Source organism: Pseudomonas sp. BS-2016 (assembly GCF_001806145.1).
GTDB lineage: Bacteria > Pseudomonadota > Gammaproteobacteria > Pseudomonadales > Pseudomonadaceae > Aquipseudomonas > Aquipseudomonas lundensis.
The window spans coordinates 188,136-198,216 of record NZ_MLCT01000024.1 but is presented as its reverse complement, the minus strand read 5'-3'; the positions used below and the strand labels follow the sequence as shown (position 1 = coordinate 198,216).

Here is a 10,081-nt window from a genome sequence, read left to right as displayed (position 1 = left end):
CCACCTGATCCCATCCCGAACTCAGCAGTGAAACGATGCATCGCCGATGGTAGTGTGGGGTTTCCCCATGTGAGAGTAGGTCATCGTCAAGATTGAATTCCGAAACCCCTGTCTGCTCACGCAGACAGGGGTTTTGTTTTTCTACGCCACAAACGCCGCTAAACCTGCTTCTTTCCCCTCCCTCTGATCTTCCTCAACCCCCCGGCCTAAACGCCCTGCAATCGACTTTCGTCGGATTAAACAAAATGCCATCACAAATGGCTAAGTTTTCCGGGAATGGTGCCGACAGCCTGTTGAGCAATGCGTGCTTAGTAGAGCTGCCGGATAGAAAGGCTGCCTGCGCTGTTACACGGAATGTTGCACCCGTACGCATCCCCACTCTCGGCATAAGAAGTCCCATGAAATGAATCTCAAGTTCAGCCATAAAATCCTTCTGGCCGCTTCAGGCGTCGTGGTTCTGGCGTTTGCGTTGTTCACTCTGTACAACGACTACCTGCAGCGAAATACCATCAAGCAAAACATCGAGTCGTCAGTGCAACAAGCTGGCAACCTGACTGCCAGCAGCGTTCAGAATTGGCTGAGTGGTCGTATCCTGGTACTCGAAAGCCTCGCACAAAACGTCGCGCACCAAGGCAAGCAAGCGGATTTGCCCGGCTTGGTGGATCAGCCTGCATTAACCTCGAATTTTCAGTTCACCTATGTGGGCCAAGCCAACGGCGTGTTCACACAGCGTCCTGACGCCAAAATGCCAGACGGTTACGACCCACGTGAACGTCCTTGGTACAAACAAGGCGTAAGTGCCGGTAAGACAATGCTGACGCCGCCCTACATGGCTGCCGTAGGCGGCTTGATCGTAACCATCGCGATGCCTGTCAAAAGCAACGGTGAATTACTCGGCGTGGTAGGGGGCGACCTGAGCCTCGACAGCTTGGTCAAAATTATCAATTCGGTGGACTCAGGTGGCTTGGGCTACGCGTTTCTGGTGAGCGGCGACGGCCAGGTCATCGTCAGTCCGGAAAAAGATCAGGTGATGAAAAACCTGAAAGACATCTACCCATCCAGCGCGTTGCGCATTGAAAAAGGTATTCAGGAAGTTAACCTGAATGGTCACGAGCGGATTATTTCCTTCACGCCGGTAACCGGCTTACCTGCAGACTGGTATATCGGTCAGTCGCTAGACAAGGAAAAAGCGTACGCTCCGCTTTCCAAATTCCGTACCTCCGCATTCATCGCAATGTTCATCGCCGTGGCTGTCATTGCCGTTCTGCTCAGCCTGCTGATCCAGTTCCTGATGCGCCCTCTGACCACGATGGGCCGAGCCATGCAGGACATCGCTCAGGGCGAAGGTGACTTGACTCGTCGTCTGGTAATCGAAAGCAAAGATGAATTTGGCTTGCTGGCCAGCTCTTTCAACCAGTTCGTAGAACGTATTCACGCGTCGATTTCGGAAGTGTCCTCCGCGACACGTCAGGTTCATGATTTGTCCCAGCGGGTGATGGCATCGTCGAATGCTTCGATCATCGGTTCTGACGAGCAGAGCGCACGCACCAACAGCGTAGCTGCCGCAATCAACGAACTGGGTGCCGCCACACAGGAAATCGCCCGTAACGCGGCTGATGCTTCGCAACATGCCAGCGGTGCAAGCGAACAGGCCGATGATGGCCGCCAAGTGGTTGAGCAAACCATTCAGGCCATGACCGAGTTGTCGCAAAAGATCAGCATGTCCTGCGCCCAGATTGAAACCCTGAACGCCAGCACCGACAACATCGGCCATATCCTGGACGTAATCAAAGGTATCTCCCAGCAAACCAACTTGCTCGCCCTCAACGCGGCGATCGAGGCGGCACGTGCAGGTGAAGCGGGTCGCGGATTTGCTGTGGTGGCCGATGAAGTGCGCAATCTGGCACACCGCACTCAGGAGTCGGCAGAAGAAATCCACAAAATGATTACTTCGCTGCAAGTTGGCTCGCGAGAAGCGGTGACCACGATGAATGCCAGTCAGGTTTCCAGTGAGGAAAGCGTGGAAGTGGCCAACCAGGCGGGCGCCCGCTTGATCAGCGTCACTCAGCGTATTGAAGAGATCGACGGCATGAACCAATCGGTAGCCGCTGCCACTGAAGAACAAACCGCCGTGGTTGAAACCCTCAACGTTGATATCAACCAGATCAACTTGTTGAACCAGCAAGGCGTGGTCAATCTCAATGAAACGCTCAAGGACTGTGATGCGCTGTCGCAGCAAGCGAGCCGACTGAAACAATTGGTCGACAGTTTCAAGATCTGACCTACACGCTGTCTATGATTTACCCACAGCCCTGTCGTTTCAAACGTCAGGGCTGTTTTGTTTTTCGGCGGTCCAGATAGTGCGTGATGGCGTTGACCGCCCGCTGTAAATGCAGGCCCAGCTCTGCCACACAGGCGTCGACTTCTTTGGCCCGGGCGAGACGCAAAAGCGTGCGGTGATCGTCTTGAGCCAACGAGCCAAGGTTCATTTGCTCAAGGTTAAAGCGAAGAAAGCGCTCTTCTTCAATCAGCCCGGCGTCCACCAATGCCAGAAGCTTCTTATTGGGTGCCTTGTTATAGAGCGCCTGATGAAAGAGCCGATTCAATGTGCCGACTTTACTCATGTCGGTTTCGGCTTCCATCGCTTCGATATAACCCGATGCGGATGCCAGATCCTGCTCATCCAGTAACGGCACAGACTGACGCAATGCCTCGGCCTCCAACAACAAGCGCAACTCGTAGGATTCCAGCGAGTTGTCTTCAATTAAAGGCGCCACCACGGCACCTTTGTACTGCACGACATGCAATAGCCCTTGGGATTCAAGTTGGCGCAATGCCTCGCGCACCGGCATGCGACTCACACCAAACAGGGCCGCCAGCGCCTCTTGGCGAATCGCCGTCCCGCACGGCAGGCGTCCATCGAGGATAGCGTTGCGCAAGGATTCTTCGATTACCGCGCGAGCTTGATGAGCTGCAACAGGGCCATGGACTTCAATACTGCTTAAAGGGTTACGTTTTACGGCCACGTTCGCGCACCTGCGGTTGACATTCAGCTTGCCTATTTGGATCCAATTGAAAGTAGGTACAGACCAAATCCTTGTCAAACCTTGTAACAACAAGTCTAGCGTGACTGGACCCCCAATGACCGGAAGCAACCCGGCATTTCGCGCAGTTTGTGGCCTACACTTGCCTGCATTAAAACAGCCCGCTATGCAGTCTTAGTCTTGAACAGGTGAAGGATGGGCGTACTCAGTCACAACGATGTAAGCGAGCATCTGATACGCGTATCAGAACCGTCCCACAGCTTGTTGACCGGTTTGATTCGCCTCCCAGGGCTCTGGGGCATTTTGCTGCTTGCTTCAGCCGTGCGTTTTTTGGGTTCTACCACGTCGGCTATTTGGTGCGACGAGGGTTCAAGTTTGATGTTGAGCCAGTTTCCACTGACGGGGATCTGGTTTCACGCGGCTCACGATGTACATCCACCGCTGTATTTCATGCTGTTGCATGGATGGACGGCGCTGTTTGGCGACGGCGTGTTCGCCCTCCGGGCGCTGAGTGTTTTGCCTGGCATTGCAACGGTGTTTCTGGGCATGTGGCTCGTGCGTTTGATCTCGACTCAGCGCGCCGCCTTGCTCGCCGGTTTGATGCTGGCACTGTTACCGATTGCTGTGCGTTACAGCCAAGAAGTCCGCATGTACGCCCTGCTGGGCGCGTGTCTGATGGCCGCGACCATCGCGCTGGCTTATTGGGTCATGTCCCCGACCCGAAACCGGTATCTGGCGGTTTACGCCGTTTTGATGGCGGCTGCGTTCTATACCCATTACTTCACTGCGTTCTGCGTGCTGGCTCATTGGCTGTATCTGCTGATTGCCAGCGTCAGCAAAACGGGTCCGGCCATGTTGATCAAACGTCCCGCCTGGTGGCTCGCAAATGTGGCGATTGTATTGATGTTCCTGCCGTGGCTGCCCGGTTTCATCGATTTGTTACAGCACATGCCCGAGCTGAAAGCCGGAGGAGACGTGGGCTGGGAGCCTGTGGTCGGTGCGCGCTCACTGCCTGCCATGATCTGGCAGTTTTTGATCCAGGACGAAGGGGATAACTTGCCATGGCCTTTATTTTGGTTCGTTCCACTGCTCCTGCTGGGCGTGGTGGCATGGACTGCTGCGCGTGATCGCACGCTCTTGAAATTTCCGACGCTGATTGTGATCTACACATTGCTGCCCATTGTGCTGATCTATCTCGTGTCGTTCGCATCCCCCTTATTCATTGAGCGCTATGTGATGTTCGCCGCATTGGGCTTGCCGATGGTTGTGGCGCTTGTTGTAGAGCGTTTGTACGCACGTCGACGCAAGTGGGCAGTAAGTGTGCTGGCCATGTTCATCGGCGTGGAGCTGGTGGGCTTGCACAGTAATTTCACTGGCGAGGCCGATCATTTCGATCGGTTGGTAGGGCATGTCAATCAGCAATTTTTGCCCGGCGACCGAATCGTCGTCAGCGACCTGTTCTGGTACTTCGGCTACGTTTATTACAACAAGACGGGAGCCCAGCCCATGCTCTACACCCCCCCGACACAAGAAGGGGGGTCGGGCCGTCCCAACGATTACGGTTTTGGCACGCTGGTGCAGGACGATGGCGAGCATATTTATGTTGATCGACTGCAAGACCTGCCGTCCGGCACCCATCGCATCTGGTTAATCAGCAGCAGCGAGCAACCCGATGATTTCGCGCCTGTGCCAGCGAATTGGCGCAAGGTTCAAGACGTGACCGTTGACGACACCCAGGCCCGACTCTATTTGACTTGCCCCACAACCGAATGCGCACGTAGGGATCATCAGCTTTTTCAAGATGCCGTTATCGATCTTTCTAAGAATTAATTTGCAACACTCTTGACTGAGATCCACTCGCCGCGCAATATTAATAGTTAGCAAACTAACATTATGTGACACTTCTTTTGTCTGACACCCTTGATTCACTTCAAATGAGCATCAGCACTGGCATGGTGGTCGCGACCCGTCATTGGCGTCGTGTGTGCCAGACCACGCTGGTCAACTACGGGATCTCCGAAGCCTGCGCCATGCCGCTGCTGATTATCGGCCGCTTGGGCGAGGGCGTGCGGCAGGTTACCGTGGCCCACGCTGCCGGCATGGAAAGCCCGTCCTTGGTGCGCCTGCTCGATCAGTTGTGCAAAGACGGCTATGTACGTCGTTGCGAAGACGCCAGTGACCGTCGCGCCAAAACGTTGAGCCTGACAGACGCCGGCCGCGCCCTTGCGCAGTCGATCGAGGCGCAGTTGGTTCAATTGCGCCGCGCGGCGCTGGCGGACGTTTCAGTCGCCGATCAAGAAGCCGCGTTGCGGGTGATCAAAGCATTCGAAGCGGCGGGTCAACTGCCTGATGGAGCCGCCTCTTGAACGGCTTTTTCAGCAGCATGCCGCCTGCCCGCGACTGGTTTTACGGCGTACGTACATTCGCCGCGTCGATGATCGCGCTGTACATTGCCCTGCTCATGGAGATGCCGCGTCCGTATTGGGCAATGGCAACGGTTTACATCGTTTCCAGTCCTTTCGTAGGCCCTACCAGCTCCAAGGCGGTGTATCGCGCGCTTGGCACCTTGCTGGGCGCGTCGGCGGCCGTGTTCTTTGTGCCCTTGTTCGTGCAGACCCCGTTTTTGCTGGTGCTGGTGATTGCGCTCTGGACCGGCATTCTGTTGTTCCTGTCGCTGCACTTGCGCACCGCCAACAGCTACGTGTTCATGTTGGCGGGCTACACGATGCCGATGATCGCGCTGCCGATTGTGGATAACCCGCTCAACGTCTTCGACATTGCCATTTCGCGTACCGAAGAAATCATGCTGGGTATCGTCTGTGCCGCCGTCGTGGGCAGCATGTTCTGGCCGCGTCGCCTGACCCCCGTGTTCATTGATGCAGCGGGCAAGTGGTTTGGTGATGCGGCCAATTACAGCAAACACTTTCTGGCCCGTGACGTTGAACCCAACAAGGCCAGCGGCCTGCGTTCGTCGATGGTGGCCACGTTCAACACCCTTGAGCTGATGATCGGCCAATTACCTCACGAAGGGGCGCACCCGCAAACCGTGCGTAACACCAAAGAATTGCGCGGGCGCATGATTCACCTGCTGCCCGTGGTGGACGCGCTGGATGACGCGCTGTACGCCCTTGAGCGGCGCACGCCCGAGCTGGTTGAGAAAGTCACGCCCTTGCTGGACCGCGCGCAGCAGTGGCTTGAAAGCACCCGCGAAGGCGCGCCGATTGAGCACTGGAAGGCCCTGCGCCACGAACTTGAGGCCCTGCAACCGAGCGCGGCGGCCCTGGATGACCGGCGTCAGTTGCTGTTGTCCAACGTGTTGTACCGCTTGGGTGAGTGGATCGATCTCTGGCAAGACTGCAAAAGTTTGCAGCACGCTATTACGACGGGCAATCAAGACGTATGGCGGGCGGTGTATCGGCACTGGCGGCTAGGTCGCCTGACGCCGTTCCTGGACCGGGGCCTGATGCTCTATTCAGCGTTTTCGACCGTGACCGCCATCGTGGTGGCTTGCGTGTTGTGGATTTTGCTGGGCTGGACGGACGGGGCGAGTGCCGTGATTCTGGCCGCCGTCGCTTGCAGTTTCTTTGCTGCAATGGACGACCCGGCCCCGCAAATCTACCGCTTCTTTTTCTGGACCTCGTTGTCGGTACTGTTTGCCAGTTTGTATCTGTTTGTGATCCTGCCCAACCTGCATGATTTCCCCATGCTGGTACTGGCGTTCGCGGTGCCCTTTATCTGTGTCGGTACGCTCACCGTGCAGCCTCGGTTTTACCTGGGCACGTTATTGACGATTGTGAACACCGCGTCATTTATCAGCATTCAAGGCGCCTACGATGCTGACTTCATGGTGTTCATGAACGCCAACCTTGCCGGCCCGATCGGCTTATTGTTCGCGTTTGTCTGGACGTTGATCGCACGGCCGTTCGGCGCTGAACTGGCGGCCAAGCGTCTGACCCGTTTCAGCTGGCGTGACATTGTGCGGCTCACCAAACCCGCGACGCTGGCTGAACACCGGCACATGGGGGCGCAAATGCTCGATCGCCTGATGCAGCATTTGCCGCGTCTGGCCATGACCGGGCAAGACACCGGCATTGCAGTCCGCGAGTTGCGCGTTGCGCTTAATCTGCTGGACTTGCTTGCGTATGCACCGCGTGTGACCGGCGGCCCGCAACTGCTGCTGCGCCAAGTGGTCAGTGACGTGGGCGATTATTTTCGCAGTTGCCTGAAGGCGGGTGAGCGCCTGCCCGTGCCTGCGGGGTTGCAGATGACCATGGACCGCACGCGTCGTGCGCTCAATGCCAACGACTTGCAGGACGAAGGCGATGCCCGTGTTCACTTGTTGCACGCGCTCAGCGGTCTGCGGCTGGCACTGTTGCCCGGCGTTGAATTTATCGTCGACAACGACGACCTGCCCCAGCCCCACGTACAAGGCATTGATGGAGCGCCGCTATGATCGGTGATGTGGATATCAGCGGGGTGTTCCTGCCCACCTTTCTGGTGTTGATGGGCATCACTTATTTACTGTTTTTGGTGGTACACGCGGTTCTGACGCGTGTGCACTTTTACCGCCTGGTCTGGCACCGGGCTTTGTTCAACGTCGGTCTCTACGCTCTGCTTCTCGGCGTTGTGGATTCGTTAAGTCGATATTTGATGACATGAAAAAACCGTTATTGACCCTGGGCCGCGTCGTTCTCACCTTGCTGGTGGTGGCGTTTGCCTGCGTCGTGGTCTGGCGCATGACCATGTACTACATGTTTGCGCCGTGGACGAGGGACGGTCACATCCGTGCCGACATCGTGCAAATTGCGCCCGATGTGTCGGGCCTGATCAAACAGGTCGAGGTGCGTGACAACCAGCCGGTTACCCGCGATCAGGTCTTGTTTGTGATCGACCAGGAACGCTTCAAACTGGCCTTGCGCCAGGCCCAAGCCACCCTGGCTGATCGCAAGGAAACCCTGGCGCAGGCCCAGCGTGAAAGTCGTCGTAACAAAGGCTTGGGCAATCTGGTCGCCCGCGAACAACTGGAAGAAAGCCAGTCCCGCGAAATGCGTGCCCAGGCCGCGCTCACCGAGGCCCAAGTGGCGGTGGACAGCGCTCAGCTCAACCTTGACCGCACCGTCGTGCGCAGCCCGGTGGACGGTTACGTCAACGATCGGGCGCCGCGCGTCAACGAGTTCGTCACGGCCGGGCGCCCGGTGTTATCGATTGTCGACAGCAGCTCATTCCACATCGACGGCTATTTCGAGGAAACCAAGCTCGATGGCATTCACGTGGGGCAGCGCGTGGACATTCGCGTGATTGGCGACAACGCGCGTCTGCGCGGGCATGTCGAAAGCATCGTCGCCGGTATTGAAGACCGGGACCGCAGCAGCGGCCAGAACCTGCTGCCAAACGTCAACCCGGCGTTCAGCTGGGTACGGCTGGCGCAACGGATTCCGGTGCGCATTGTGTTCGATGAAGTGCCGGAAGATTTCCGCATGATCGCCGGGCGCACGGCCACGGTGTCGATTATCGAAGACACACCTCAAACGCGACCTGCGAAGGAGAACGCGCCATGAAACCCGTTCACCTGGCGGCCGTGGGGCTGGGGTTGTTGCTGGCCGGCTGCCAACTGGTGGGGCCGGATTATCACCTGCCCAAAGACGCCGCGTTGCAGCGTCCCGATGTACAAGGCGAATTCGCGGGCGAGGGGACCAACGTGATATCGGCTCCCGTACCTGCCGATTGGTGGAAGCTCTATCGGGACCCGAAACTCAACGAGCTGGTGCGTCAGGCGCTCGCCTCCAACACAGATTTGCGGGTTGCGGCGGCTAACCTGTCACGGGCACGGGCTCAGGTTGAGCAAGCGCAATCAGCGGGCGGCTGGAGCGGTTCGGCCAAGGCGGGTGCCCAGCGTTTGCAGGAGTCGGGCGAAGCGTTCCTGCTGGCCGACAAGGTGCCTGTGGCCAACGTCGGCGACCTTGGCATCAGCACGTCGTATCAGTTCGATTTATGGGGCACCTTGCAGCGCGGCATCGAGGCGGCGCAGGCCAATGCCGACGCCACCCAGGCCGCGGCTGACACCGCACGCATCACCCTGGTGGCAGACGTGGTGCGGGCGTACACCCAAGTGTGCGCGGCCAACGAAGAGCACCACATTGCCGAACAGTCACTCCAGTTGCAGGCGCAAAGTACACGACTGACTCAGCAACTGCGCGACGCAGGGCGCGGCGACGAAACCCAGGTCACACGCTCTGAAACGCAATTCAAATCGTTGCGCGCCGAACTGCCTCGCTACGAAGCCTTGCGCCAGTCCGGGCTGTTTCGTCTGTCGATGTTGCTGGCCAAGCCGCTGGATCAACTGCCCTCGGGCGTTGCCACGTGCGCCGAGTTGCCGCAGATCGCGCAGTTGCTGCCGGTGGGTGACGGGGCTGCGTTGCTCAAGCGCCGTCCCGATGTACGTCAGGCCGAGCGGCATCTGGCGGCAGCCACCGCCCAGATCGGTGTGGCCACAGGCGCCCTGTACCCCGACATCAGCATCGGCGCGAGCATTGGCACGGTCGGCATCATCGACAACCTTGGCACAGCGCCAACCAATCGCTGGGGCTTTGGCCCGTTGTTGAGCTGGACGATTCCTACCAACGGCTCGCGTGCGCGTATCCGTGAAGCCGAAGCGGCCACCCAAGGCGCCCTGGCCAAATTCGACGGTGTGGTGCTGAACGCACTCCGCGAAACCCAGACCAGCCTGGTGCAATACACCGCGTTGCTGCAGCGCCGCGATGCCTTGGCCGAGGCCGAAGCATCAGCCAGGACTGCCGCCGATCAAACTCACCAATTCTTTCAGGCGGGGCGCGAATCGTTCCTGGCGGACCTGCAAGCGACCCGTGTTTACACGGATATGCGCGCGCAATTGTCCGCGGCCAACACCCAGGTCGCCATGAGCCAGATCGACTTGTTTCTGGCCCTCGGTGGCGGCTGGGAAAGCGGACGAACGCAAGCGGCGACCCACGCGAAACCCTGAGGGCGTTGCTATGCTCTGAGAGGTCGGTATCAAAACG

At 58.0% G+C, this 10,081-nt stretch carries 8 protein-coding genes and 1 rRNA gene; 8 read left to right on the top strand and 1 reads right to left on the bottom strand.

Annotated features, from left to right (window positions below; genetic code table 11):
- A 5S ribosomal RNA gene (gene rrf / locus BKD70_RS14635) occupies positions 1–92 on the top strand; the annotation flags it as partial.
- Between the two features lie 311 nt (positions 93–403).
- Positions 404–2,281 (top strand): methyl-accepting chemotaxis protein, encoded by a 1,878-nt coding sequence (locus BKD70_RS14630; protein ID WP_047272778.1) that lies wholly within the window; start codon positions 404–406, stop codon positions 2,279–2,281.
- A 46-nt stretch (positions 2,282–2,327) separates the two neighbouring features.
- Here the strand turns inward: BKD70_RS14630 and BKD70_RS14625 are convergent, their stop codons facing one another.
- Positions 2,328–3,026 (bottom strand): GntR family transcriptional regulator, encoded by a 699-nt coding sequence (locus BKD70_RS14625; protein WP_047272779.1) that lies wholly within the window; start codon positions 3,024–3,026, stop codon positions 2,328–2,330.
- A gap of 213 nt (positions 3,027–3,239) precedes the next feature.
- Between BKD70_RS14625 and BKD70_RS14620 the strand changes: the two genes are divergently transcribed.
- The 6 genes from BKD70_RS14620 to BKD70_RS14595 all read left to right on the top strand — a co-directional run bounded on the left by BKD70_RS14620 (position 3,240) and on the right by BKD70_RS14595 (position 10,044).
- Positions 3,240–4,874: a glycosyltransferase family 39 protein gene (locus BKD70_RS14620; protein ID WP_047272780.1), complete on the top strand. Its 1,635-nt coding sequence runs from the start codon at positions 3,240–3,242 to the stop codon at positions 4,872–4,874.
- Between the two features lie 104 nt (positions 4,875–4,978).
- Entirely contained in the window at positions 4,979–5,410 is a 432-nt protein-coding gene (locus tag BKD70_RS14615; protein ID WP_047272781.1) for a MarR family winged helix-turn-helix transcriptional regulator, read from the top strand.
- Entirely contained in the window at positions 5,407–7,497 is a 2,091-nt protein-coding gene (locus BKD70_RS14610; protein ID WP_047272782.1) for an FUSC family protein, read from the top strand. The genes BKD70_RS14615 and BKD70_RS14610 overlap by 4 nt, the downstream gene beginning before the upstream one ends.
- Positions 7,494–7,703, top strand: a complete 210-nt coding sequence (locus BKD70_RS14605) for a DUF1656 domain-containing protein (protein ID WP_047272783.1) — start codon at positions 7,494–7,496, stop codon at positions 7,701–7,703. Before BKD70_RS14610 ends, BKD70_RS14605 begins: the two co-directional genes overlap by 4 nt.
- A complete protein-coding gene (locus BKD70_RS14600) occupies positions 7,700–8,602 on the top strand; it encodes an HlyD family secretion protein (protein WP_047272784.1) in 903 nt (300 codons plus the stop codon). Before BKD70_RS14605 ends, BKD70_RS14600 begins: the two co-directional genes overlap by 4 nt.
- Positions 8,599–10,044 (top strand): efflux transporter outer membrane subunit, encoded by a 1,446-nt coding sequence (locus BKD70_RS14595; protein WP_047272785.1) that lies wholly within the window; start codon positions 8,599–8,601, stop codon positions 10,042–10,044. The genes BKD70_RS14600 and BKD70_RS14595 overlap by 4 nt, the downstream gene beginning before the upstream one ends.
- Positions 10,045–10,081: the final 37 nt, after the last annotated feature.